The sequence below is a fragment of the Kribbella steppae genome (assembly GCF_004342025.1).
Lineage (GTDB): Bacteria > Actinomycetota > Actinomycetes > Propionibacteriales > Kribbellaceae > Kribbella > Kribbella steppae.
In genome coordinates this window covers 586612-610463 of record NZ_SLWN01000003.1, presented here as the reverse complement: position 1 = coordinate 610463, position 23852 = coordinate 586612, and the positions used below count along the sequence as shown (strand labels likewise).

Below are 23852 nucleotides of genomic sequence, written 5' to 3'. Positions count from 1 at the left end.
ACAATCGGCACTTTCCCTTGACAGCGAGGCCGGACGCGAGGAACCTCATGGCCATTCCTAGTGGTATGGCCCTAGACCATTGGCGGTCGACACCTCGGAGGTCCCGCGATGAGCCGGAAGAAAGCCCACGTCGACTACCAGCAGGTCGGCAAGGAGTACCTGGAGAACCGGCAACTGAAGCGGGGCGCGGCCGGCTGGGTCCTGCTGGCCGGACTGGGCGTCGCCTACGTCATCTCCGGTGACTTCGCCGGCTGGAACTTCGGCCTGGCCGAGGGCGGCTGGGGTGGCCTGCTGATCGCGACCGTGCTGATGGCGACGATGTACACCTGCATGGTGTTCGGCCTGGCCGAACTCGCCTCCGCGATCCCGGTCGCCGGCGCCGGGTACGGGTTCGCCCGCCGGGCGCTCGGCCCGCTCGGCGGTTTCGCAACCGGGACGGCGATCCTGATCGAGTACGCCATCGCACCGGCCGCGATCGCCACCTTCATCGGCGGCTACATCGAGGCCCTCGGGTTGTTCGGGCTGACGTCCAGCTGGCCGGTCTACCTGGCCTGCTACGTGATCTTCGTCGGCATCCACCTGTACGGCGTGGGCGAGGCACTCAGGCTGACGCTGGCGATCACCGCGCTCGCCGTGGTCGCGCTGGTGGTGTTCGTGATCGCGATGGTGCCGAAGTTCGACGCCGACAAGCTGTTCGACATCGTGCCGAACACCGCGGCCGGCGCCAGCGATTTCATCCCGTTCGGGTACGCCGGGGTGCTGGCGGCGCTCGTCTACGGAATCTGGTTCTTCCTCGCGATCGAGGGCGTACCGCTGGCCGCCGAGGAGGCCCGGGACCCGCGCAAGGACATGCCCCGCGGGATCATCACCGGCATGGTCGTGCTGCTGGTCTTCGCCGGCCTGATGCTGGTGTTCACCGCCGGTGGCGCCGGATCCTCGGTGATCGCGGAGTCCGACAACCCGCTCCCGCTGGCACTGCGGACCGCGTTCGGTGGCGACACGTGGGTCGCCGACTTCGTCAACTACGTCGGCCTCGCCGGGCTGGTCGCGAGCTTCTTCTCGATCGTCTACGCGTACTCACGGCAGTTGTTCGCGCTGTCCCGGGCGGGTTACCTGCCCCGCTTCCTGTCCGTGACCGGCAAGCGCAAGACGCCGTACCTGGCGCTGACCGTCCCCGGCGTGATCGGTTTCCTGCTCGCGGCGATCACCCAGGACGGCGCACTGCTGATCAACATCGCCGTCTTCGGCGCAACCGTCTCGTATGTGCTGATGATGCTCTCGCACATCGTGCTCCGGGTCCGCGAACCCGGCCTGGACCGGCCGTACCGGACGCCCGGTGGCAGCGTGACCACCGGCGTCGCCCTGGTCCTGGCGGTGACGGCCGTGGTGGCAACGTTCTTCGTCGACAAGCTGGCGGCCGCGATCACCGCGACGATCTTCGTGGTGGCCATCGCCTACTTCTGGTTCTACAGCCGCCACCACCTGGTCGCCGCCGCTCCCGAAGAGGAGTTCGCCGCCATCCAGCAGGCCGAGGAGGAGCTGTCCTGAGGTCCTGGCACTGACGGATCCGCCTGATCCGGGCCCGGCGCGGTGGTGCCTTGGCACTGGACGGACAGTGAACGGCTATGCGCATCGCGGCATCATGCGCAAAATCGGGGGATTCGGCCGCACCGCCCAAGCGGCCCGATCACGGAGGACGCATCATGCGATCTTTCATCACCCGTCCCCGCGCCCTGGCCGTTCTGGTGGCTGGTACGGCGCTCACGTTCAGTCCGCTCGGTGGTCAGGCAACGGCGAAGCTGCCGTCGGCTGACCAGCTGAGCAACCCGTGTCTCACCCCAGCCGAGGGACCCGCGGCTCGCGGTGGCCACGGCGCGGACCACCGGGAGCTGTCGGCAGCCGAGCAGAAGGCGATCGACGCGAAGACGGCGCAGATCCTGAAGGCGAAGGCCGCTCGCGGCCTGGCCCCGAAGGCCGGCCAGCTGGCGGCCGCGAGTGTGCCGGTGTACATCCACGTGATGCGCAGCAGCTCCGGCGCCGGAGACGTGACCAGCACCCAGATCTCGCAGCAGATCGCCGAGCTGAACCAGAACTTCGCCGGCGGCGAGTCGTCCCAGGCGGCGAACACCGGCTTCAGCTTCTACCTGGCCGGCACCTACCGCTACAACAACAGCACCTGGCACCGCGACGGCCAGAGTACGACGTACCGCGCGCAGACCCGCAAGGGCGGCAAGAACGCGCTGAACATCTGGCTGGTCAACTTCTCCTACCTCGGGATCGCCACGTTCCCGTGGGATTACGCGAGCAACCCGTCGATCGACGGCATCCGGGTGCAGTACAGCTCGCTGCCGGGTGGTTCGGCGACCAACTTCAACCTCGGCAAGACCGCCACGCACGAGGCCGGCCACTGGTTCGGGCTCTACCACACCTTCCAGGGTGGCTGCACGACCACGAACGACTCTGTGTCGGACACCCCGGCGCAAGGCAGCGCCAGCAGCGGCTGCCCGACCGGTCGCGACTCCTGCTCGCTGTCCGGTCTGGACCCGATCCACAACTACATGGATTACTCGTACGACTCCTGCTACAACCAGTTCACTCCCGGTCAGAGCACCCGCATCAGCAACATGTGGACTGCGTACCGGGCGTGACGTCTAAACCCTGGGCCGTCTAGAGTGCCGCCGATGCGTGTGCTTCTGACGGCAGCCGCTACCACCGCACTGGTGATCAGCGGCCCGCTCACAGCAACCGCCGCCGACCAGGGCCCACAAGGCCCGGTCGGCGGCGACCTGCTGACCACGAAGCCGACGGTGGTCGCCGACGGGGCGACGCCGCCGGCCGTCCAGGCATCCGCGTACGTCGTGGCCGACCTGGACACCGGCGCCGTACTGGCCGCCAAGGCACCGCACGCCAAGCTGCGGCCCGCGAGCACGCTCAAGACCCTCACGGCCCTGGTCCTGCTGCCGCGACTCAAGAAGTCGGACGTGGTGACCGGCACCGACGCGGACGCGGGCATCGAGGGCAGCAAGGTCGGCGTGTACCCCGGCCTGCGCTACAGCGTCGACCTGCTCTTCAAAGGCATGTTCCTGGCGTCCGGCAACGACGCGGTGCACGCACTGTGTGCCCACGACCCGGGAGGCGTCGAAGGCACGATCCAGCGGATGAACCAGAAGGCCAAGGAGATCGGCGCGCTCGACACCACCGTGACCGACCCGACCGGACTCGACGCCGATGGTCAGTACTCCAGCGCCTACGACCTGGCCCTGTTCGCCAAGGCGGGCCTGGCCCGGCCCGACTTCGCCGAGTACGCGTCGACGAAGTTCACGGCCTTCCCGAACGTCGGCAACAAGGGCACGTACCAGGTCGCGAACCAGAACAAACTGCTGTTCAACTACGACGGCGCGCTGGGCATCAAGACCGGCTACACGACGCTCGCCCGCAACACGTTCATCGGCGCGGCCCGCCGCAACGGCCACACGCTGGTGGTGACGCTGATGAACGCACCCCACGGCATCACCGAGGACGCGACCAACCTGCTGACGTGGACGTACAAGAACTACAACCAGCTCGACCCGGTCGGCACCCTGGTCAAGCCCGCCGCCCCACCACCGAAAGCAGCCGGCACCGCCGAGAAGAAGACGGAGTCCGGTACGACGCAGCCGCCGCGCAGCCGCACAGTCCTCAACCCGGGGCAAGCCGTCCAGTCACTGGCACTCCGCGTCCCTGCCTGGGCCTACGCCGGACCGCCGGTCCTCCTCCTCGGACTGTTCCTCCGACGACCACGATCGCTGCGGAGGCGAAGGCACTAGCGCCGGACGGAGCGGGCGACCTTGGCCAACTGCACAGCCAGGGCGCTGGCCGTGACACCGAGCAATGCGCCGGCGGCCACCGCGACTGTGTCGGCCTTCTTCTGCGGCACCGGCACGACCTTGAAGCGCTTGCCAGGCGGCCCAGGCAACAGCGGCTCCTCAACAGGTTCGGGCGGTGGTGGTACTGCTGCTGCTTCCTCGGTTGCCCGGGCGTCGAGGGTGGCCTCCTTGGCCCAGGCGGCGATGAGCATGATGGCGCGCGTCATCAGGTAGATCCACACCAGCAGCGCCAGCGGCAAGGCCAGAGCGCCGTACGCGGCGTTGGTGCCGAGGACGTGGTCCACATAGGCGTTGCCGAGCTTCTGCGCCAGGTAGTACAGAATCCCGCCGGCCAGCGCGGCGATCAGTGCGACCTTGCGCGGCAGGATGATCCGCGGCAACACGGTCTGGAGGTACAGGAACATTACGGCGCCCGCGCCGATGCCGACCACCACGCTGCAGAACTCGATGCCCCAGCTCGCCAGCCAGGTCCCCTCCAGGTCCGCCCAGTCGACGATGCGCTCCGACAGGCCGGCCAGGATCGACGCGGCCCCGGTGGCGATCAGGCCGATCACGCCGAGACCGACCAGCGCACCGAGATCGGTGAGCTTGAGCAGGACGATGTTCCCGGGCTCGTCATCCAGTTCGTGCATCGACCGGATCGAGGCGCGCAGCGCGTCGATCCAGCCGAGCCCGGTGAACAGCAGCGAGACCCCCGCGATCAGCCCGATGGTGCCGGCGTGGGCGACCAGCGCGTCGAGGTCGATCCGCTCGCCGATCACGGGCAGGTTCTGCTCCAGGGACTCCTTCAGCGTCTCGATCGCGTCCTCGCCCAGCAGCGAACCGACGACCGCCGCGGCCAGCACGATCAGCGGGAACACCGACAGGAACCCGAAGAAGCTCGTTGCCCCCGCCAACCGGTTGCCCCGCCGGTCGCCGTACCGCTTCCAGGCGCGTCCCAACTGCGTCCGGTTCACCCGGGCCCAGATCGCCTTGCCCCGCTGGATGATGCCCATTGGTCTCCTGTACCCCTCGCGCGGAGACTCAGCCTGCCAGCGGGAAGGAGCGCTGGGGGCGCCACACGCCGTCGGCACCGTGTTCGTATCGGCTGAAGGCGTCGACGTCGAACGCGCAGTCGTACTCCGACAGGGCGTCGTACGCGCGGTCCAGCGCCTCCTTGTCCAGGTCGTGCGCCACCGTCACGTGCGGGTGGTACGGGAACCGGAGCTCCACCTGCAGCGGACCGGACCGGACCTGCGACTGCAGCACCTCGCAGGACGAGATGCCCTCGGCCAGCGGTACGAACACCACCGGGGAGATCGGCCGGAACGTCGCCGTACCGCGGAGCCGGATCCGGAAGCTCGGGAACCGGGCGGCCAGCTCGAGCAGGTGGTCGTCGATCAGGCCCAGATCGGCGTCGGCCACCTCGGTCGGCGGCAGCAGGGTCACGTGGGTGGGGATCGACGAGGCCATCGGATCACCGAACTCGGCCCGGTACTTCTGCAACTCCGAGCCGTAGGGTTCCGCGATCGGGATCGCGACACCGATCGTCGCCATCCGGCGCCCTACCGGCCCGATCCGAGGGCCGGTCCGGGCACGAATCCCAGCCGGTCGTAGACCCGCTGCAGGGTCGGCTCGGTCACCGCGCGGGCGCGCTCGGCCCCGGCGGCCAGGATCGCGTCCAGCTGGGCGGTGTCGTCCAGGTAGCCGAGTGTCTTCTCCCGGAACGGGGTGACGAACTCGATCACGACCTCGGCCAGGTCCTTCTTGAAATCGCCGTACCCGCGACCGGCGTACTCGTCCTCGAGCTCGCTGATCTTGCGGCCGGTCAGGGCCGAGTAGATGGTCAGCAGGTTGGCCACACCGGCCTTGTTCTCCGGGTCGAAGACGACCTCGCGACCGGAGTCGGTGACCGCGGAGCGGATCTTCTTCGCGCTCACCTTGGGGTCGTCGAGCAGGTCGATGATGCCGGCCGGCGAGGAGCCCGACTTGCTCATCTTGGCGGTCGGGTCCTGCAGGTCCGCGATCTTCGCGGTCTCCTTGACGATGTACGGCTCGGGCAGCCGGAAGGTCTTGCCGAACCGGTGGTTGAACCGCCCGGCCAGGTCGCGGGTCAGCTCCAGGTGCTGACGCTGGTCCTCACCCACCGGGACCCGGTCGGCCTGGTAGATCAGGATGTCCGCCGCCTGCAGGATCGGGTACGTGAACAGGCCGACGGTGGCCCGGTCGGCGCCGCCCTTGGCGGACTTGTCCTTGAACTGCGTCATCCGGCTGGCCTCGCCGAACCCGGTCAGGCAGCCGAGCACCCAGCCCAGCTGGGCGTGCTCGGGCACGTGCGACTGGACGAACAGGGTGGATCGCTCCGGGTCGATCCCGGCCGCGAGCAGCTGCGCCACCGAGCGGCGGGTCCGATCCCGCAGTGCCTTCGGGTCGTACTCCACCGTAATCGCGTGCAGGTCGACCACGCAGTAGAACGCGTCGTGGTCGTCTTGCAGGGCCACCCACTGCCGCAACGCACCGAGGTAGTTGCCGAAGTGGAAGGAGTCCGCCGTCGGCTGGATCCCGGACAGCACCCGAGGGCGACGCTGGGAACCGGCTGCGGAGGGGTCAGACGCAGCTACAGACATGACCCCGATTCTGCCAGCGCCCCAGGTCCGATCCACACCGGGGCGGGTCCGGACCCCCATAAACTCCGTCCTATGACCTCGCGCACAGTGATCGTCCTGCCCGGCGGGCAGTACGGCCCGGCCGCTCCGTTGCCGATGTACGCCGCCGATGCCGCCGAACGCCGCGGTGCCGACGTGGTTCACGTCTGGTGGAACGAACCGGACCGCCCGCTGACTCTGACCGAGCCGGAACGCGGGTTGTGGGTGCTGCCGCAGGCCACGAAGGCCGTCGAGAGCGTCACCGGCGATGTGTTGCTGATCGGGAAGTCACTCGGCAGTTATGGCTCAGTCCTCGCCGCGGACCGTGAATTGCCGGCGGTCTGGCTGACGCCGAACCTGACCAGCGACTGGGTGGTCGACGGCCTGCGCCGGTCGACCGAGCCGTTCCTGCTGGTCGGCGGTACGGCGGATCGGCTGTGGAACTCCACAATGGCTCGCGAACTCACGCCGTACGTGCTGGAAGTGCCGGAGGCAGACCACGGCATGTACGTGCCGGGCCGGCTGGCGGCATCGGCCGCCGTCCTCGGGCAGGTGGCGACCGCGGTGGAGGACTTCCTCGACGAGGTGGTGTGGTCCTAGGTCACCAGGACCAGCCGCGGGAGGCCAGTTCCTGCTCCTCCTGCCATCGCTTTTCCTCGCCGCGCTTCAGATGGGCCTCGGTGGAGACGCCGGCCATCCGGCAGGCCTCGTCGAGGAGGTCGTCGTACGCCGCCTCGAGAGCCATCAGCCGGTGTGCTTTCGCATAGACGCGCGGGGTGGACTCGACCCTCCGGATCTTCCCGGCGAGGTGACCCAGCCTCGTCTGCAGGCGGAGCGTGTCGAACGGGTCCGGCTCGGGCGCAGCGCGGTGGCGGAGCCGTCCGGTCAGACGGTCCGCAGACCTGTGCATCCGCCGGCGCCAGCGCGATGGCGGCGGCTGCGGCAACACAAGGTTGAGCAACGTGCACAACACGAAGAAAAGGAGCAGTACAGCTATCCACTCCATCGATCTCACCACCCTCTTTCGAGGTTACGACGGCTCGCGGCCGACGGCGAGATCTTTTCCCGTGATCAGGCGGTGGTGGCCGGGTCCCCGTCGACCGCCTTGGCCAGCTTGGGCACGAGGCGGTCGAGGACGGCGGTCAGTCCCGGTGGTACTTGGTGACCGCCTTGTCCTGCTTGAGCTTGTCGGCGGCGGCCTGGATTCTTGCTGTCCACTCGGAGAGCTGAAGACCGCCGGCCAGGAACTGTCCGGTGGTTTGGGCCGCGGTGGTGGCGAAGTCCGGATACCAGTCGGCGAAGTACCAGGTGATGACCTGGTCACCGGCGGCAGTCAACAGGTCACGGGCCGAGCGGAGCGCCGTACCGATCTCCAGGCCGTCGGCCGCGCCGCGCACGATGGTGAGCTGGTTGGACTCCTCGGTGACCTGGGTGGCGACGTCCTTGGACAGCATCGCCCGGAGGTACTCGAGCCCACCCGCCTTGTTCTTCGCCTTCTCCGGCACCAGGTACGGCGCGGTGGCCGCGACGTGCAGGCCACGCGCGAGCGCGGACGACCCGTCGAGCGGTGGGACACCGGTCACGGTCAGCGCGAAGTTCCGCGGGATCAGCGGCTTCATCTCGTTCTCGAGCCAGTTGCCACAGGGCAGCAGGCCGGCCTTCGAGGCGAGGAACCGTTTCTGCGAGGCGATGTGGTCGAAGTCGGTGCTGCCCGGCGCGACCAGCCCGCGTTTGACGAGCTCGCCGACCGCGGTGATCGCGCGGGTGACGCTCTCGTCCTTCCAGGCGCCGTCCTCGAGATTGTCGATCCGCTTCATCACGTCGTGACCGCCGGTCTTCACGGCCAGGGTGAGTACCAGCTCGAGCAGGTAGTACGGGTGCGCTCCGGCGTACACGAACGGGCCGAGCCCGGCCGCCTTCATTTCGGTGCCGAGGGCAAGCAGTTCCGGCCAGGTCCGCGGGACGTCCCAGCCGAACCGCTGGAACAGGCTGGCCGAGTACCACAGGCCGTACACGGTCGCGATGTAGTTCACGCTCCGCTGCGAGCCTTCGTACTGCCCAGCGTCGAGCATCCCCGGCAGTACGGCGTCCTGCACCGTCACGTCGGCGTTGTCCCAGGCCGGAGCCTCCAGCAGCGGCTGCAGATCCGCCAGCTGGCTCTGCCCCACCAACCGCCCGAGTTCGAGCCGCCCGTCGCCGGAGTTCAGCACCACATCCGGCGGATTCCCGGCCGCGAACCGCGGCAGGACCAGATCCCGCAGCTTCGCCGAGGCGGTCGCGGTCACGTTCACCGCCGGATACTTCTTCCGGTACGCCGCCGCCCCGAACCCGCCGTACTCCTCACCGGCCAGTACCTCGACCGGCGCGTCCGAGGCGACCTCGAACGGGTTGTCCGGGTCCACGGTCGGCGTACCCGTCGTACCCGAACAACCGCTCACGAAGGCGCCCGCCAGCACCCCCTGCAGAACAGTCCGACGTTTCAGCACCCCGGCAGGTTAGCGTCCCCGGCGGGTTACTTCAGGGTGGCGCCTGTCAGGCCCGCCTGGACCTGACGGTAGAAGACCAGGTAGACGGCGATGACCGGGACCATGGCGATGGTGAGCGCGGCGAACAGGGTGCCCCAGTCGTTCTCGTAGCGCTGACTGCCCAGCAGGGTCGCGATGCCCTGGGAGAGGACCGGTTTCTCCGGGGACAGGAACGACGGCAGCACGAACTGGTTGAACTGGCCCAGCACGTTGAAGATGCCGACGCTGATCAGGCCGGGCTTGGCCATCGGGAGCATCACGCGGAAGAAGGTGGTGGTGTGCGAGGCGCCGTCAACCAGGGCGGCCTCGGCGATCGAGGTCGGCAGGGTTCGGAAGAAGGCGTGCATGAAGAACACGGTGAACGGCAGCGAGTACGCGATGTAGACCAGGATCAGCCCCTGGTACGTCGACACCATCCCGAAGCCCTTGACCACGAAGAACAGCGGCACGATCGCCAGGAAGACCGGGAACATCATCCCGGCTGCGAACAGGTAGTAGACGAAGCGGTTGCCGGGGAACTCGTAGCGGGCCAGCACGTAGGCAACCATCGAGCCGAACAGCATGGTGCCGAAGACACCGCCGGTCACCACGACCAGGCTGTTGAACAGGTACTGGCCGATGCCCTTGTCCCAGGCCTTGGTGTAGTTGGACCACAGCAGGTCCTTCGGCAGCGCCCACGGGTTGTCGCCGAAGATCTCGCCGGTGCTCTTGAACGAGGCGATCACCGCCCACACGAACGGCACCACGACCAGGATGCTCCAGGCGATCAGCACCGTGTGGGAGAACACGTTCACCGGGCTGAAGGCACGGTCCTTGCCACCGGCCGGATGGACCGCCGGCTCGGTCCGCGGCTGGGTGTCCTCGACATCGATCTGTACAGGTACGGTCATTTCCGGCGGCCCTTCAGTATTCGATCCGGTCGCGGCGGGTGGCCCGGAGCATGACAGCGGCGATGATGAGTGTCAGGAAGAACAGCACCACACCCATCGCCGAGGCGTAGCCGGCGCGGCCGTACTGGAACCCGTTGTCCGCGATCTGCAGACCCATCACCTGAGTGGAGTTGTCAGGTCCACCAGGTCCCGCTGTCATGACCGCGACCAGTGCGTACGCGTCGAGCGCGATGATGGCCAGGTACACCCAGGACGTCTGGATGGTGTCCCACAGCAGCGGCAGGGTGATCCGGAAGAAGGTCGACAGCCGTCCGGCACCGTCGATGATGGCGGCCTCGAAGATGTCCTTCGGGATGCCGGACATCGCGGCGTTGAACAGCACCAGGTAGAACCCGACGCTGCCCCAGATGAGCACCCACATCACGCAGTACAGCGCGATGTCGGGGTCGGCCAGGAACTCCGACGTACCCAGACCGAGCTTCTTGGTGACGGAGTTGGCCAGACCGGTGTCGGTCGAGGTCATCACCGTCGACCAGATGACGGCGATGACCGGGACCGCCAGGACCTGCGGGAGGAAGAACGCCAGCTTGTAGAAGCCGTTCCCCTTGACCCCTTGGATGCCCGCGGTGTTCGCCCGCCCGCCGACGTTGAGCAGGTAGGCGAACACCAGCGCGAAGAAGATGGTGAACAGCGGCAGCCCGATCAGCAGGATCAGGTTGTGCCCGAGTGCCTGGCGAAACACCGAGTCGTGAGCGAGGGTCTGGAAGTTGTCGAAACCCACGAACTTGAAATCCGGTGAGATCCCGGTCCAGTCGGTCAGCGAGTAGTAGAACGCCTGGACGAACGGGGAGATCACGAAGATCGCATACAACGCCAGTGGAATCGCGAGGAAACTCGCGACGAACCGGTAACTGCCGTGCCGCATCTCTCTCCTTACACAGCGCAGGCGGCGGAGGATCAGCTCAGCTGCGGATCGCGTCCGCCCCCGCACAGCTCACAGGGGCAACAGACTCAGGTACGGGTCTGCTTGACGGTCTTCGGGTCCTTGGCCGTGTCGTCTGCGATCTTCTGCGCCCGGGTGCAGAACTCGTCGGCCGTGATGCGGGCAGCGGCAAGCTCGCCCCACACGCTACGGATCGGCTTGTCCATCGTCGAGTACCAGGCAGCGAAGTACGTCGTCCAGTTGTTGTCGCCACCGGACTTCAGCAGCGCGCCGGACGAGGCGGCACCCGGGCTCAGCTTCAGACCCTCGCCCGCACCCTTCACCACGGTCGGGGAACCGGTCAGCTCGGTGAACTTGCCGGCCGCCTCCTTCGACAGCATGATCCGCATGTACTCCAGGCCACCGGCCTTGTTCTTCGCCTTCTCCGGCACGATGAAGGGCTCACCGGCGGCGATCTCCGTGCAGTCGACCGGCAGCTTCGAGCCGTCCAGCAGCGGGGTGTAGGCCGCGGTGGTCTCGAAGTCCTTGGGCGCGACCGGCTTCTGCTCGTTCTCCAGCCAGGAGCCGGACGGGATGAACGCCGCCTTGCCCTGGTTCCAGGCCGTCTGGGACTGGATGTGGTCCAGGCCCTCGGTGCCCTGCATGAAGTAGCCCTTGCCCTTGATCTCCAGGATCGCCTCGGCGGCGGCCTTGACCGACTCGTGCTTCCACGCATTCGGCTCGAGTTCGTCGATCGCCTTGATGACGTCGTGGCCACCGTGCTTGACGGCCATGTCCATCATCACCTGGCCGATGTAGTACGGGTGCTTGCCCTGGTGCGCCATCGGCGCGATCCCGGTCTTCTTGATCTCCTCGCACAGGTCGAGGAACTCCTGCCAGGTCTTGGCCGGCTCCCAGCCGTTCTTGGCGAACAGCGGCTTGTTGTACCAGATCGCGTACACGGTCAGTACGTAGTTGAGCAGCAGCGGCTTGCCGCTCAGCTGGGCCGCCTCCAGCGTGATCGGCTCGATCGAGTCGCGGACCTTCTTGCCCGCATCGTCGATCGAGGCGGCGTCGAACAGCTGGGTCAGGTCGGCCAGCTGACCGGAGGTCGCCAGCGTCGATGCCGGCAGCGCCGAAGCGCCGGAGTTGTCGATCACGTCCGGCGGGTTGCCACCGTTGAACCGCGGCTGCAACTGCGGGGTGATGTCGGTGATACCGGCGTGCTTGATCGTCGTCTCGGGGTACTTCTTCTTGTACATCTCCTCGTGCGCCTTGGCGTAGTCGTCGCCGTAGCCGCCCTTGAAGATCACCACGTCGAGCGGGTCGGCCGACTTCACGCCGAACGGGTTCTCCGCCGTTTGTTCGGCGCCGCCACCGCCGGAGCCGCTGTCGTCGCTACCGCCGCTGGCACACGCCGAGAGCAGCGTGCTGCCGCCGGTGGCCAGCAGCGTGCCGACCGCCGCGCGCTGCAGGAACAGCCGCCGCGACAGGTTGTCAGGAGTGGTCATGGGTCCCGCCTTCCGAGAGTGTTTCATGCAGTACGCCGGATCCGGCCGGCGTACTGTGCTTCAAGGGCGTGGTTGTGGTCGTCGCCGCCCGGGATGTTCGCGGACAGGTAGACCGGAGCGGTCTCACCTGCCTCGGTCAGCCGGCGCAGGACCTCAGCGACCAGCAGCTGCGCGATCAGCGCAGCGGTGATGGACGACACCGCGCAGACCTTGCCACCATCGGGCAGGTCGAGCACGGAGTCGCCGTACGGCGCATGGTTGTCCAGCACCACGTCCGCGATGTCGATGAGTTTCTTGCCGGACGGGTGGCGCGACTCCATCCCACCGGTGTGCTGCAAAGAGGTGATCGCGATGAGTGGGTGGCCCTTTTCCTTGACCACGGTGGCGAGCTCGACGATCGAGCCGTTCACACCGGAGTTGGACGCGATCACGAACAGGTCGGCCGGATGCGGCTCGGCCAGGTCGTAGAGCCGGCGCGCGATCGACGGGTCGCGTTCGAGTTCGCCGCCGCGCAGCAGCTCGATCGGCGCGCCGCCGAGCAGGACCAGGTCGCGCAGCGCGATCCGGTTGGTCGCGATCAGCCCGCCGGCCCGGCCGGCGATCTCCATCGCCAGTGCCTCGGAGTGGCCGGACCCGAAGGCCTGGATGACGCCGTTCTTCCGAAGCGCCTCGGTGAACAGTTCGGCGGCCTGCTGGATCGGGCCGTCGATCTGCTCGGTGACGGCGGCCATGATCGGCGTCAGCGCGTGAACATAAGCCTGCGCACTCACCCCGTTGGTCTCCCCCGGTCCGCCCTGGTTACTGCTGGCCATCAGCGGCCCCACCCCTCGACTAATGTGTTCGCCGCGACACACCTGGTGCCGACAAGTGCGCAAGTTTGCGGTTTGCTGGACAGAACTTTTCTTAACTGGCAGCTAAAGTCAAGGCTCATCTCACTCTTCTCCCCAGATCGGGACCGTTGCGTGACCTTGTTTGTTGTTGTCCATTAGATAACTCTTTCGAGCAGTTTGGAGCATTGCGTATGTCGGTCGAACGCCCGCTGCCGGAACCTGCGGACTCAGTGGTCTTGATGCCAGCATCGGCACTGGTCCTGGGCGGCGACCTCGGCGGCACCTCCACCCGGATCGTGATCGCGGACCATGAGGGCAACGTAGTCGGTCGAGGGGCGGCAGCTGGTGGAAATCCGACCAGCCACCCCGCAAGTGCAGCGGCCAACTTCGGCCAGGCGCTTCACACCGCGCTGGCTGGACTGGACCCGACCGCGGTCAAAGCCGCCGTCATCGGCGCGGCCGGCGGGTCGGCGCTGGCGCGGCCCGATGTGCGTGCCCAGTTCGACGCCGCCTGGGACGGCGCCGGGCTGACCGGCGAGCCCGAGTTCATCGGCGACCTGGAGGTCGCGTTCGCCTCCGGTACGCCGGAGCCGGACGGCCTCGTGCTGATCGCGGGCACCGGCAGCGCAGCCGGCCTGGTCCGCGATCACCAGCTGGTCCGGACGGCGGACGGGCACGGCTGGCTGCTCGGCGACGACGGCTCCGGCTTCTGGCTCGGCCGGGAGGCAGTGCGCAGCGTGTTGCGCAATCTGGATCTGGGTGAACCGATCGGTGTGCTCGGCCAGGCCGTCGTCCGCGCAGTACTCCCGGACCGGGATGAGCACGCGATCGCCCAGCGTGAGGGGTACGACGTACTGCGTGACGATCTGATCCGGGAAGTGAACAGCCGCCCGCCGGTGATGCTGGCTGAACTGGCCCGGACGGTGGTGTGGGCGTTCGAACAGAACGACGAGACCGCACACGGCTTGGTGAAACGCGCAGCCGACCTGCTCACAGAAACGGTCGGTCGGTTGAGGACAACGAAGGACAAGGGTCCGATGATCCTCGCGGGCAGTGTTGCCGGGGAATCATCTCCGGTCGGCCGGCTGATCCGGGAAACCATCCACCAACACTTCTCCGGCGAGGTCCTCACCGCCCGCGACGGCGTCGGCGGCGCCACCTGGCTGGCCCTGGGCACCCTCGACCCAGCACTAGCCACCCACCAAAACCACACCCGCCTGGTCAGCTGACCCGCGCTGCTTGCCCCCTCACCTCGGGGGTTGCCCAGTGAGAATCCCAGTGGGCAACCCCCGACCTCGGTGGTTATCCCTCGAGGTCGGGGGTTCGCGGTCTCAGTCTTCGAAGACGGAGGCGGGACGGAGTTCTATGCCGCCGCCGTATTCGGCTTCGGGGATGCGGGCGGAGATCTCCTCGGCGCGTTCGGGCGTGGCGACGTCGACGATGAAGACGCCGGCGAGTTGTTCCTTGGCCTCGGAGTAGGGGCCGTCGGTGGTGGCGCGGACGCCCTTGCGGATCCGGACCACCTTCGTCCGCGACGGCGCCTCGAGCGGTACGGCGGCCACCAGTTCGCCCGACTCGTCCAGCTCGGTGAGCAGTTTCTCCAGCTGGGCAGCCAGCGCGTCGCGCGCCTTCGCCGGCAGCCGCTGCCCCTCCTCGGTGTGCAGGAAGGAGGGGTGGGCCCAGGTGATCGGGTTGCTGTGGATCAACAGCAGGTATTTCATGACCGGTTCCTTTCGGAGTCTGAGTGGATCTTCGCAGCAGAGGTCGGAGGCCGCCGGGGAACCTCGACATTTCGGCGAACGAACCGATCGACGCAGCGCCTCCGGCCTGATCCCGGGCCTGAAATGTCGAGTTTGCTGCCGGACGTCCGACGTACCGCTTGCCAAGCAATCTCCGACCCAAGGTGAGCGACATGAACGAGACGGACCTCCGGCTGGCGGACGGCCGCACCCTGCATGTGTACGACACCGCACCCGGCGACGACGGCCGGCTGCCGGTGGTCTGGCACCACGGCACCCCGAACCTGGGCGCCCCGCCCGAGCCGCTGTTCGAGGCCGGCGAGTGGCTCGGGATCCGGTGGATCTCGTTCGACCGGCCCGGGTACGGCGGTTCGACCGCAGCGCCGGGGCGGACGATGGCCTCGGTCGCGGCCGACCTGACCGCGGTCGCCGACTCGCTCGGGGTCGGCACCTTCGCGCTGATGGGCTACTCGGGCGGTGGCTCCTACGCCCTCGGCGCCGCCGCAATCCTCCGCGACCGGGTCGAGGCGGTGGCCACCTTCGCCGCCATCGCGCCGTACGACGCCCGAGGCCTCGACTGGTACGACGGCATGATCCCGTCCGGAGTCGCGTCACTCCAGGCCGCGGCCCGCGGCCGGAAGGCGAAGGTCGCGCACGAGACGTCGGGCGTGGAGTACGACCCGGAGTTCACCCCGGCCGACCTCGCCATGTTCGACGGGCCGTGGGGCTGGCTCGGGTCGGTCGCCGGTGACAAGTCGATGCCGAACGGACCGGACGGCCTGATCGACGACGACTGTTCCTATGTCGTCCCGTGGGGCTGCGACCCGACCACGATCACCGCACCGACCCTGCTCTGCCACGGCGAGGACGACGGCATCATCCCCAGCTCGCACGGCAACTGGCTGGTCGAGCACATCCCGTCCGCGGCACTGCGTCTCTCCCCGGGCGACAGCCACATCTCCGTCCTCACCCACACCGAGCCCGCCCTCGAATGGATCCGCGAACACACCGGCTGACCGTGGCCTTGGGCAACTGTTGATTCGGCAGCAACGCATCGGGGTACCGGAGGCACGTGCTGCTAGCGGGTCGCTACCGACTGACCGAGGTCCTCGGTCACGGCGGGATGGGCGAGGTGTTCCGCGGCTGCGACGAACTTCTCGGGCGACCGGTGGCGGTGAAGCTGTTGCTTCCGGGGTGGGGTGATCCGTTCGCGGCGGCGCGGTTCCGGCGAGAGGCGCGAACCGCCGCGATGGTCAAGGATCCGCACGTCGTCGCGGCGTACGACTTCGGGCAGCAGGATGGCAACTACTACCTGGTGATGGAGCTGGTCGAAGGTCGCAGCGTCGCCCACGAGCTCGCGATGCACGGCCCGCTCGAGTCCGAGCGGGCCGTCGACATCGTCCAGCAGGCTGCCGCCGGGCTCGCCGCGGCGCACCGGCGCGGCATCGTCCATCGCGACATCAAGCCGGCCAACCTGCTGATCGATGCCGACGGCACGGTGAAGGTCGCCGACTTCGGCATCGCCCGGTTCGTCACCGACCCGGCCAGGACCGTGCCCGGCCAGGTGCTCGGCACCAGCTTGTACCTCGCCCCGGAGCGGGCCCTGGGCAAGCCGGCCACCGCCGCCTCGGATGTCTATGCCCTCGGCTGTGTCCTCTATCAACTGGTGACCGGACACCCGCCCTTCACCGGCGACAACCCGACGGACGTTCTGTCCCAGCACGTCCGGACCGAGCCGACCCCGCCGAGCGAGTCGTGCCCCGAGGTGGCCGGTCCGGTCGAGGACCTGCTGCTCCGGATGCTGTCGAAGGACCCGGCGCTTCGCCCGAGCACCGCCGAGATCGTCGACGGCGTGGCCCTCGAAGCAGTCGACGGGGCGGTCAGGCACCGACTGCCGATCGGCCGGTTCTGGCGCTGGGCGCTGCTCACCTGGCCGTCTCACTGACGTCGCGCAAGATCACTTCCACCGTCGCCCTGCACTGATTCCAAGCAAAGGCTTGACATCTGCGCCTCCTGCGGCGCATATTCCAAGCATGTCTTTGGAGAAGGACCCGCGGCGGATGCGGTTGCTGGACGATCCACTGGCGATCCGGGCGATGGCGCACCCGGTCCGGCTGGATCTGATGACGTTGCTGGGCCGCGAGGGGCCGCTGACCGCGGCGGATGCGGCCCGCACGCTCGGGATCAGCCATGCGCTGGCCTCGCATCACCTCCGGCAGTTGGCGAAGTACGAGTTCGTCGAGCCGGCACCGGGGAAGGACAACCGCGAGCGGCCGTGGCGGCTGGTCTCGACGTCACAGTCGTGGCGCGAGGCGTCGCTGACACCTGAAGGTGCCGCGGCTGCCGACGTACTCGAGCAACTGCTGGCCGAGCGGGCGCTGGACTCACTCGCCAAGTGGCAGCAGCGGCGGGTGAACGAGGACCCGATCTGGCGGGACAACTCGGGCATCGGGAACAGCGGCTTCTACCTGACCGGAGAAGAACTGAAGGAGCTGACCGAGCAGATCGACGCACTGCTTCACCGGTACGTCGCCGAGCGGCCGATCGACGACAAGTCCACCCGCCCGCCCGGCAGCCGGCACGTCTCCATGACCCAGATCGTCACGATCTCACCCGAAACCTCGGATCCCGAGGAGTAGCCGTGAAAGAACTGTGGGGCGTTCTCGCGCGGCAACGCGACTATCGGTTGGTGCTGAGCGCGGGGCTCGTGTCGCTCACCGGCGACTGGATCCTAAAGACCGGCCTGGCCTTCCAGGTCTATGTACTGACCGGCTCGACACTGGCCTCCGGCGGCCTGCTGCTGTCGTCGTTCGTGCCGATGGTCGTACTCGGTTCGCTGGCCGGCGTCTTCGTCGACCGCTGGGACCGGCGGCGGACGATGATCGTCACCAACCTGCTGCATGCGGTCCTGCTGCTACCGCTGCTCGCCGTACGGGACGAAAGCGCGATCTGGATCGTGTACGCCGTTGTGCTGATGCAGAGCTGTTTGCAGCAGTTCTTCCGCCCCGCCGAGCAGTCGCTCATCCCTGTCCTGGTCGAGCCGCGACAACTCGTCACAGCCAATGCATTGAACAGTCAGACCAGTGATGTCGCCCGGCTGATCGGCGCGGGTATCGGTGGTCTGCTCGCGGGGCTTGGCGGTTTGCCGCTGCTGGCGGTCGTGGATGCCGCGACCTTCCTCCTCGCCGCCGGGCTCATCGTCCGGGTCCGGCATCGCGTCGTACGCACGCTGACCCAATCGGCCAGCGGTGCGATCCAGCGGCTGAAGGCGGAGTGGACCGAGGGGCTCCGGCTCTGTGTCGCGGGCCCGGCGATGCGGTTGCTGTTCGTGTTCTGCCTGGTGACCGGTGTCGGTGAAGGTGTGATGAGCACGTTGTTCGCGCCGTTCGTGTCGGCCGAACTCGGCGGCGACGGGACGGCGTACGGCCTGATCGTTTCGTCGCAGGCGGTGGGCGGGATCGTCGGCGGGCTGGTCGCCGCCGCGATCGGCTCACGGCTGCCTGCAGCGACGATGTGGGGCGTCGGTGCGTTCCTGTTCGGGCTGATCGACCTGGTGCTGTTCTGCTATCCCCTGGTCACCGACAGCCTGATCCCCGCGTTCGTCTGCATGATCCTCGTCGGCCTCCCCGGTGCGTTCACCGTCGCCGGCATGATGACGGTGCTCCAGCGTCTCAGCGAGGACTCGTCCCGCGGCCGGATCTTCGGTGCCATCTCAGCCGCCGAAGGTCTCGCCGTCCTGGTCGGCATCGCGTCGGCCGGCGTTCTCGGCGAGCTGGCCGGCATCATCCCGGTCCTGGTCTTCCAAGGCCTTGGCTACGTCATCGGCGGCGCGGTCATCCTCACCCGTCGCCGGATGCTCTCGGCTACGGCTCCTCAGGAACTGGTTGGTCATCCGTCGGCTTGACCCGGTGGATGCGGGCCCGGGCTACCCGGCGGCCGTCCATCTCCGTGACGGTGAGGATGTGGCCGTCGACCCGGGCTTCGTCGCCGGTGGCCGGGACGCGGCCGAGCTGGGCGGCAAGGAACCCGCCGACCGTCTCGTACGGGCCGTCGGGGAGTTCGACACCGGTCTCGTCGGCGAAGTCGTCGAGGTTGAGCAGACCGTCGACCTCGATGTCACCACTGCGCAGGCGGGTGGTCTCGACCGACTCCTCATCGTACTCGTCCTTGATGTCGCCGATCAGCTCCTCGACCAGGTCCTCCAGCGTGACGATGCCCGCCGTACCGCCGTACTCGTCCAGGACGATGGCCAAGTGGGTCGATCGCCGGCGCATCTCGGTCAGCGTCGGCAGCAGCTTCGCGGTGTCCGGTAGCAGCAGCACCTCGCGGGCCAGGTCGCCGACCCGGACCGAGCGGGACGCGACGGCGGGGTCGAACAGGTCGCGGACGTGGACGAACCCGACGATGTCGTCGGCCGAGCCGTTCATCACCGGGTAGCGCGAGTGCGGCCGCTCGGCGGCGAACTTCACCGCCTTGTAGGCCGGCATCTCCGAGTCGATGAAGTCGACCTCGGTGCGCGGCAGCATCAGCTCGCGCAACTGCCGGCTGCCGGCCTCGAACACGTCGTCGACGATCCGGCGCTCCTCCTCGCCGAGCGACTCGTGGGCCGAGACCAGGTCGCGCAACTCCTCGTCCGACATCACCTCACGGTTCGCGTTCGGGTCGCCGCCGAGGGCGCGAACCACCAGGTCGGTCGACCTGGAGAGCAGCCAGATCACCGGCCGGGCGATGGATGCGATCCGGTCCACCAGCGGGGCCAGGCCGAGCGCGAACGTCTCGGCCCGCTGCAGCGCGAGCCGCTTGGCCGCCAGCTCGCCGATCACGATCGAGACGTAGGAGATAAGGATGGTGATCAGCACCAGCGCGACCGTGCTCGCCACCGACTCGGGCAGTCCGAGGTCCTGCAGGTGCGGGGACAGGCCGTCCGCGAGCGTCGCGCCACCGAAGGCGGCGGACAGGAAGCCCATCAGGGTCACGCCGATCTGGACGGCGGACAGGAACCGGTTCGGGTTGGCAGCCACCCGGGCCACCGTCTCGCCACGCTTGCCCCGGTGGGCGATCGACTTGAGCTGGCTCTCCCGGAGCGAGACCAGCGCCATCTCGGCCGCGGCGAACACGCCACCGATCAGGACGAAAATGAAGATCAGGACGATGTTGAGCAGGGTGTCGTTCATCAGCAGGGGGTCCTAGCACCCTGCCTTGGTCGTAGTTCGAGTGATTGCGGCGTCCAGGTGCGTGCATCGCGGTGGCGGAGGGAAGGTCTCGACGTGGTGTTCATCGTGGCCTTCCCTCCGCTGCCGCGAGGTGCGTGCCTGGGCGTCGCAAGCGCCGAAGGACGGCCGAGGCAGGGTGCTCAAGCCCTCTCGTTGTATGTCGAGAGGGCGACGGTTGGGCGTCGTCCATTTCGCAAGAGTAGGGCATACCGCTCGGGCCCCTGCGTGCTGCGGTCACCCCGAGGCGACGCCCTGGTGGTGGCCGGAATCACCGTGCATGTTCGAGTTTGTTGGTTTACGATGATTCCTGGCTGTCGGTGTCCGACGGCCGGGAGGGGTCACACGATGAACACACCGCGCGGCGCACGCCGTACGGACACCAAGCTGTCCGACGGCCGCGAGCTGATCTACTACGACCCGGCCGACGCTCCGGCCCGGATGCCGCTCGAGGACACCCGCGGACTGCCGGCCCCGCAACCGCAGGTCGACCTGCGGACCGATCCGCTCACCGGTGACGTCATCACCTACGCGACCCACCGCAACACCCGGACCTACCTGCCGCCGGCCGACCAGTGCCCGCTGTGCGCGAGCAAGCCGGGCAACCCGACCGAGATCCCGGACCACGACTACAACGTCGCCGTGTTCGAGAACCGGTTCCCCTCCTTCGCCGGCCCGGGCCGGACCGAGGTGGTCTGCTTCACCAGCGACCACAACCAGTCGTTCACCGATCTCTCCCAGGGCCAGGCCCGGCTGGTGGTCGACACCTGGGCCGACCGGACCGCCGAGCTGAGCACCCGCGACGACGTCGAGCACGTCTTCCCGTTCGAGAACCGCGGCCGTGAGATCGGCGTGACGCTGAACCACCCGCACGGCCAGATCTACGCCTACCCGTTCCTGCCGCCGCGGATGCGGACCCTGATGGCCCGCGCCCGCGAGCACCAGGCGGTTGCCGGTAGCAACCTGTTCGCCGACATCCTGGCCGGGGAGCTGAAGGAGGGCACCCGGGTCGTCACGCAGAACACCAACTGGACCGCGTTCGTCCCGGAGGCGGCCCGCTGGCCGGTCGAGGTCCACCTGTACCCGCACCGCCAGGTCGCCGACATCAGCGAGCTGTCGGTCGGCGAGCGCGACGACTTCGCCGAGCTCTACCTCGACGTCCTGCGACGTCTCGACGGCCTGTACGGCGACCCGCTGCCGTACATCGCCGCCTGGCACCAGGCCCCGGTCCGGATCGATCGCGAGCTCGGCTACCTCCACCTCGAGGTGTTGTCGATCCGCCGGGCCGCGGACAAGATCAAGTACCTGGCCGGCTCGGAGTCCGGGATGGGCGCGTTCATCAGTGACACCCGGCCGGAGGATGTCGCCGAAACCCTGCGGAAGGTTGGTTCGTGAGCTCGTTCGAGGACGTCTTCGGGGCAGCGCCGGCGGGCAGCTGGCGGGCGCCCGGCCGGGTCAACCTGATCGGTGAGCACACCGACTACAACGACGGCCTGGTGCTGCCGATCGCCCTGCCGAACCGCATCCAGGTGACCGCCTCCAAGCGTGACGACGGCCGGATCGCGGTCGCGTCGAGCGGCCACTCGGGCGTGATCGAGTTCGCCATCGACGAGCTGACCCCGGGTTCGGTCGGTGACTGGGCGGCGTACCCGGCCGGCGCGGCCTGGGTACTGCGTGAGTCCGGCTACTCGATCGGCGGCGCCAACCTGCTGGTCGACTCCGACCTGCCGTCCGGCGCCGGGCTGTCCTCGTCCGCCGCCTTGCTGTGCGCGACGTCGGTCGCGCTGCTCGGGCTGCGCGACATCGAGGTCGCCCCCGCCGAGGTCGCCCGGCTGGCGCAGAAGGCCGAGAACCAATACGTCGGTGCCCCGGTCGGCCTGATGGACCAGATGGCGTCGATGTGCTGCACCGCCGGGCACGCCCTGTACTTCGACATCCGCGCGATGTCCACCGACCAGATCCCGTTCGACCCGGCCGCCGACAGCCTCGCGCTGTTGGTCGTCGACGTGAAGGCTCCGCACCGGCACGTCGACGGCGAGTACGCCGCCCGCCGCAAGAGCTGCGAGGAAGCCGCGGCGGTGCTCGGCGTACCGGCCCTGCGCTCGATCGCGTACGACGACCTCGACGACGCCCTCGATCGGCTGCCGGATGACGTCGTCCGCCGCCGGGTGCGGCACGTGGTGACGGAGATCCGCCGGGTCGAGGAGGCGGTCGAGCTGATGCGCTCCGGCCGGCTGCGCGACGTCGGGCCGCTGTTCACCGCGTCGCACGTGTCACTGCGCGACGACTTCGAGATCACCGTGCCGGAGCTGGACGTCGCCGTCGACACCGCCCTCGAAGCCGGCGCGCTCGGCGCCCGCATGACCGGCGGCGGTTTCGGCGGCTGCATCATCGCTCTGACTGAGGCGGACTCGGCAGACGCCGTACTGTCCGCCATCGAGAAGGCCTTCGCAGACCGCGGTTTCAGCGCTCCGAGCTCCCTGGCCGCAGCCCCGTCAGCCGGAGCTTCCCGAGTCAGCTGACAATTCGCGTTTGATCAGCGGAGCGAAGGCGAGGGTGGCGGCGAGCTGTAGCAGTCCCATCACCAGGTACGGCGTGCGCAGGTCGGTGCGGTGGGCGAGGAACCCCGCACCGACCGCACCCACCGGCGCGGCGCAGAACGCGACCATCCGGTAGACCGCGGTCACCCGGCCGAGCAGCGCGGCCGGCACGATCCGCTGCCGGAGCGAGATCGAGATGACGTTCCACCAGGTGCTGCCGAACCCCATCAGCACGGCGCCGGCGATGATCAGAGCCAGCTCGCTGACCACTCCGAACACGACGACCGCGAAGCCGAGCACGAGCATCGACACGATCAGGTTCGTGAACGTCGAGAGGCGGCGTGCCAGCCGGGGCGCGAGTGCCGCGCCGACGACTCCGCCGACCGCGTAGGTCGCGACCAGCCAGCCGAACCAGGCCTCCGGCAGGTGCAGCGCCTCCAATACATAGAGGACAAGGATCGCGATGATGCCCGCGCCGACCGCGTTCGCCACCAGGAGCAGCAGGCAGAGCGATCGCAGCAGTTTGTGTCGCCAGAGATAGAGCAGTCCTTCTTTCAGCTCGCGGCCGAGGTTCCGGTCCGGCGACACCGCTCGGGCCGGCGCGGCACGCCGTACCAGGAAGACCAGTACTGCGGCGGCCGCGAACGAGATGGCGTCGACCATGATCGGCAGCCCGTGATGCATCACGAACAGCACGGCGCCGAGCGGTGGACCGATCAGGTTCGCCAGCAGCACCAGCGCGGCCTGGTTGTAGCCATTCGCCCGCTCCAGCGCGGTGGCGACGACCAGGTCCGGAATCACCACCGCGGACGCGTTGTCGAAGAACGGCGCCAGCATGCCGAGCAGGAACCCGGTGATCAGCAGCAGCGGGATGCTCTCCTGACCCAGCAGTACGACGACCGCGAACCCGCCGGCGACGACCGCGCGAATCGCGTCGACGATCCACATCGTGGTGGTCCGCCGCCAGCGGTCGACCATCACGCCGGACACCAGACCGAGCAGCAGCCAGCCGATCCCGGTGACCGCCTCAGTCAGTGAGACGACGCGCGGGTCGCGACTCATCGAGGCGGCCAGCAGCGGCAGCGCGCCGAAGGTGATGCCGTCCCCGAGAAAGGAGATCGCGCCGGCAGTCCAGAGAACCCAGTACGGCTTGCCGAGAGGAGCCTCCCGGGCCCGAACCTCCTGCCTCAATCCC

At 68.2% G+C, this 23852-nt stretch carries 23 protein-coding genes; 11 read left to right on the top strand and 12 right to left on the bottom strand.

Annotation, left to right across the window (positions count from 1 at the left end; all coding sequences use genetic code 11):
• Window positions 1-108: 108 nt before the first annotated feature.
• From eat to EV652_RS11495, 3 genes are all read left to right on the top strand, one after another.
• Entirely contained in the window at window positions 109-1548 is a 1440-nt protein-coding gene (gene eat / locus EV652_RS11505) for an ethanolamine permease (RefSeq protein WP_132209029.1), read from the top strand.
• 155 nt (window positions 1549-1703) lie between these two features.
• Window positions 1704-2648, top strand: a complete 945-nt coding sequence (locus EV652_RS11500) for a zinc metalloprotease (RefSeq protein WP_132209028.1) — start codon at window positions 1704-1706, stop codon at window positions 2646-2648.
• 33 nt (window positions 2649-2681) lie between these two features.
• On the top strand, window positions 2682-3806 hold the full coding sequence (locus tag EV652_RS11495; protein WP_132209027.1) for a D-alanyl-D-alanine carboxypeptidase family protein: 1125 nt from the start codon (window positions 2682-2684) through the stop codon (window positions 3804-3806).
• On the opposite strand, the gene EV652_RS11490 is transcribed toward EV652_RS11495, so the two are convergent.
• From EV652_RS11490 to trpS, 3 genes are read right to left on the bottom strand one after another with little or no spacing between them, the layout of a single operon-like run.
• Window positions 3803-4861: a YihY/virulence factor BrkB family protein gene (locus EV652_RS11490; RefSeq protein WP_132209026.1), complete on the bottom strand. Its 1059-nt coding sequence runs from the start codon at window positions 4859-4861 to the stop codon at window positions 3803-3805. The genes EV652_RS11495 and EV652_RS11490 overlap by 4 nt on opposite strands.
• A gap of 28 nt (window positions 4862-4889) precedes the next feature.
• Window positions 4890-5402 carry a 2'-5' RNA ligase family protein gene (locus tag EV652_RS11485; RefSeq protein ID WP_132209025.1) on the bottom strand — a complete coding sequence of 171 codons (513 nt, stop codon included), beginning with the start codon at window positions 5400-5402 and terminating at the stop codon, window positions 4890-4892.
• Window positions 5403-5410: 8 nt separating this feature from the next.
• Window positions 5411-6472: a tryptophan--tRNA ligase gene (trpS, locus tag EV652_RS11480; RefSeq protein WP_132209024.1), complete on the bottom strand. Its 1062-nt coding sequence runs from the start codon at window positions 6470-6472 to the stop codon at window positions 5411-5413.
• A gap of 72 nt (window positions 6473-6544) precedes the next feature.
• Between trpS and EV652_RS11475 the strand changes: the two genes are divergently transcribed.
• A complete protein-coding gene (locus tag EV652_RS11475; RefSeq protein WP_132209023.1) occupies window positions 6545-7090 on the top strand; it encodes an alpha/beta hydrolase in 546 nt (181 codons plus the stop codon).
• A 1-nt stretch (window position 7091) separates the two neighbouring features.
• Here the strand turns inward: EV652_RS11475 and EV652_RS11470 are convergent, their stop codons facing one another.
• The 6 genes from EV652_RS11470 to EV652_RS11445 all read right to left on the bottom strand — a co-directional run bounded on the left by EV652_RS11470 (window position 7092) and on the right by EV652_RS11445 (window position 13150).
• Window positions 7092-7496: a hypothetical protein gene (locus tag EV652_RS11470; protein ID WP_199238118.1), complete on the bottom strand. Its 405-nt coding sequence runs from the start codon at window positions 7494-7496 to the stop codon at window positions 7092-7094.
• Window positions 7497-7632: 136 nt separating this feature from the next.
• On the bottom strand, window positions 7633-8976 hold the full coding sequence (ngcE, locus tag EV652_RS11465) for an N-acetylglucosamine/diacetylchitobiose ABC transporter substrate-binding protein (RefSeq protein WP_132209022.1): 1344 nt from the start codon (window positions 8974-8976) through the stop codon (window positions 7633-7635).
• 26 nt (window positions 8977-9002) lie between these two features.
• Window positions 9003-9905: a carbohydrate ABC transporter permease gene (locus EV652_RS11460; protein WP_132209021.1), complete on the bottom strand. Its 903-nt coding sequence runs from the start codon at window positions 9903-9905 to the stop codon at window positions 9003-9005.
• 13 nt (window positions 9906-9918) lie between these two features.
• Entirely contained in the window at window positions 9919-10830 is a 912-nt protein-coding gene (locus tag EV652_RS11455; RefSeq protein WP_132209020.1) for a carbohydrate ABC transporter permease, read from the bottom strand.
• 86 nt (window positions 10831-10916) lie between these two features.
• Window positions 10917-12338: an N-acetylglucosamine/diacetylchitobiose ABC transporter substrate-binding protein gene (gene ngcE, locus EV652_RS11450; protein WP_132209019.1), complete on the bottom strand. Its 1422-nt coding sequence runs from the start codon at window positions 12336-12338 to the stop codon at window positions 10917-10919.
• A gap of 23 nt (window positions 12339-12361) precedes the next feature.
• Window positions 12362-13150 carry a sugar isomerase domain-containing protein gene (locus EV652_RS11445; protein ID WP_132209018.1) on the bottom strand — a complete coding sequence of 263 codons (789 nt, stop codon included), beginning with the start codon at window positions 13148-13150 and terminating at the stop codon, window positions 12362-12364.
• Between the two features lie 257 nt (window positions 13151-13407).
• Between EV652_RS11445 and EV652_RS11440 the strand changes: the two genes are divergently transcribed.
• Window positions 13408-14397, top strand: coding sequence for an N-acetylglucosamine kinase (locus EV652_RS11440; RefSeq protein ID WP_242001693.1), 990 nt, complete (start codon window positions 13408-13410; stop codon window positions 14395-14397).
• Window positions 14398-14499: 102 nt separating this feature from the next.
• On the opposite strand, the gene EV652_RS11435 is transcribed toward EV652_RS11440, so the two are convergent.
• Window positions 14500-14889, bottom strand: a complete 390-nt coding sequence (locus tag EV652_RS11435; protein WP_132209016.1) for a YciI family protein — start codon at window positions 14887-14889, stop codon at window positions 14500-14502.
• Window positions 14890-15080: 191 nt separating this feature from the next.
• Here EV652_RS11435 and EV652_RS11430 point away from each other — a divergent pair, with 191 nt between their 5' ends.
• From EV652_RS11430 to EV652_RS11415, 4 genes are all read left to right on the top strand, one after another.
• Complete coding sequence (locus EV652_RS11430) at window positions 15081-15923, top strand: alpha/beta fold hydrolase (RefSeq protein ID WP_132209015.1); 843 nt, start codon at window positions 15081-15083, stop codon at window positions 15921-15923.
• A 56-nt stretch (window positions 15924-15979) separates the two neighbouring features.
• On the top strand, window positions 15980-16852 hold the full coding sequence (locus tag EV652_RS11425; RefSeq protein ID WP_132209014.1) for a serine/threonine-protein kinase: 873 nt from the start codon (window positions 15980-15982) through the stop codon (window positions 16850-16852).
• An 88-nt stretch (window positions 16853-16940) separates the two neighbouring features.
• Window positions 16941-17546 carry a helix-turn-helix domain-containing protein gene (locus EV652_RS11420; RefSeq protein WP_132209013.1) on the top strand — a complete coding sequence of 202 codons (606 nt, stop codon included), beginning with the start codon at window positions 16941-16943 and terminating at the stop codon, window positions 17544-17546.
• A gap of 2 nt (window positions 17547-17548) precedes the next feature.
• Window positions 17549-18811, top strand: a complete 1263-nt coding sequence (locus EV652_RS11415; protein ID WP_132209012.1) for an MFS transporter — start codon at window positions 17549-17551, stop codon at window positions 18809-18811.
• Here EV652_RS11415 and EV652_RS11410 read toward each other — a convergent pair.
• Window positions 18771-20081 (bottom strand): hemolysin family protein, encoded by a 1311-nt coding sequence (locus EV652_RS11410; protein WP_132209011.1) that lies wholly within the window; start codon window positions 20079-20081, stop codon window positions 18771-18773. The two genes, EV652_RS11415 and EV652_RS11410, sit on opposite strands and share 41 nt — an antisense overlap.
• Window positions 20082-20465: 384 nt before the next feature.
• Between EV652_RS11410 and galT the strand changes: the two genes are divergently transcribed.
• The gene (gene galT, locus EV652_RS11405; RefSeq protein ID WP_132209010.1) at window positions 20466-21512 is read left to right on the top strand and encodes a galactose-1-phosphate uridylyltransferase; all 1047 of its coding nucleotides are present in this window, start codon (window positions 20466-20468) and stop codon (window positions 21510-21512) included.
• A complete protein-coding gene (gene galK / locus EV652_RS11400) occupies window positions 21509-22639 on the top strand; it encodes a galactokinase (RefSeq protein WP_132209009.1) in 1131 nt (376 codons plus the stop codon). Before galT ends, galK begins: the two co-directional genes overlap by 4 nt.
• Here the strand turns inward: galK and EV652_RS11395 are convergent.
• Window positions 22613-23848, bottom strand: a complete 1236-nt coding sequence (locus EV652_RS11395) for an MFS transporter (RefSeq protein WP_132209008.1) — start codon at window positions 23846-23848, stop codon at window positions 22613-22615. The two genes, galK and EV652_RS11395, sit on opposite strands and share 27 nt — an antisense overlap.
• Window positions 23849-23852 lie beyond the last annotated feature (4 nt).

Coding starts and splice junctions, on each gene's coding strand:
- EV652_RS11460 (WP_132209021.1), bottom strand. CDS start 9,905: ATGACCGTACCTGTACAGATCGATGTCGAGGACACCCAGCCGCGGACC.
- EV652_RS11430 (WP_132209015.1), top strand. CDS start 15,081: ATGAACGAGACGGACCTCCGGCTGGCGGACGGCCGCACCCTGCATGTG.
- trpS (WP_132209024.1), bottom strand. CDS start 6,472: ATGTCTGTAGCTGCGTCTGACCCCTCCGCAGCCGGTTCCCAGCGTCGC.
- EV652_RS11490 (WP_132209026.1), bottom strand. CDS start 4,861: ATGGGCATCATCCAGCGGGGCAAGGCGATCTGGGCCCGGGTGAACCGG.
- EV652_RS11455 (WP_132209020.1), bottom strand. CDS start 10,830: ATGCGGCACGGCAGTTACCGGTTCGTCGCGAGTTTCCTCGCGATTCCA.
- galT (WP_132209010.1), top strand. CDS start 20,466: ATGAACACACCGCGCGGCGCACGCCGTACGGACACCAAGCTGTCCGAC.
- EV652_RS11445 (WP_132209018.1), bottom strand. CDS start 13,150: ATGGCCAGCAGTAACCAGGGCGGACCGGGGGAGACCAACGGGGTGAGT.
- EV652_RS11440 (WP_242001693.1), top strand. CDS start 13,408: ATGCCAGCATCGGCACTGGTCCTGGGCGGCGACCTCGGCGGCACCTCC.
- ngcE (WP_132209019.1), bottom strand. CDS start 12,338: ATGACCACTCCTGACAACCTGTCGCGGCGGCTGTTCCTGCAGCGCGCG.
- EV652_RS11485 (WP_132209025.1), bottom strand. CDS start 5,402: ATGGCGACGATCGGTGTCGCGATCCCGATCGCGGAACCCTACGGCTCG.
- EV652_RS11470 (WP_199238118.1), bottom strand. CDS start 7,496: ATGGAGTGGATAGCTGTACTGCTCCTTTTCTTCGTGTTGTGCACGTTG.
- EV652_RS11435 (WP_132209016.1), bottom strand. CDS start 14,889: ATGAAATACCTGCTGTTGATCCACAGCAACCCGATCACCTGGGCCCAC.
- EV652_RS11475 (WP_132209023.1), top strand. CDS start 6,545: ATGACCTCGCGCACAGTGATCGTCCTGCCCGGCGGGCAGTACGGCCCG.
- eat (WP_132209029.1), top strand. CDS start 109: ATGAGCCGGAAGAAAGCCCACGTCGACTACCAGCAGGTCGGCAAGGAG.
- EV652_RS11495 (WP_132209027.1), top strand. CDS start 2,682: ATGCGTGTGCTTCTGACGGCAGCCGCTACCACCGCACTGGTGATCAGC.
- EV652_RS11500 (WP_132209028.1), top strand. CDS start 1,704: ATGCGATCTTTCATCACCCGTCCCCGCGCCCTGGCCGTTCTGGTGGCT.
- EV652_RS11410 (WP_132209011.1), bottom strand. CDS start 20,081: ATGAACGACACCCTGCTCAACATCGTCCTGATCTTCATTTTCGTCCTG.
- EV652_RS11420 (WP_132209013.1), top strand. CDS start 16,941: ATGTCTTTGGAGAAGGACCCGCGGCGGATGCGGTTGCTGGACGATCCA.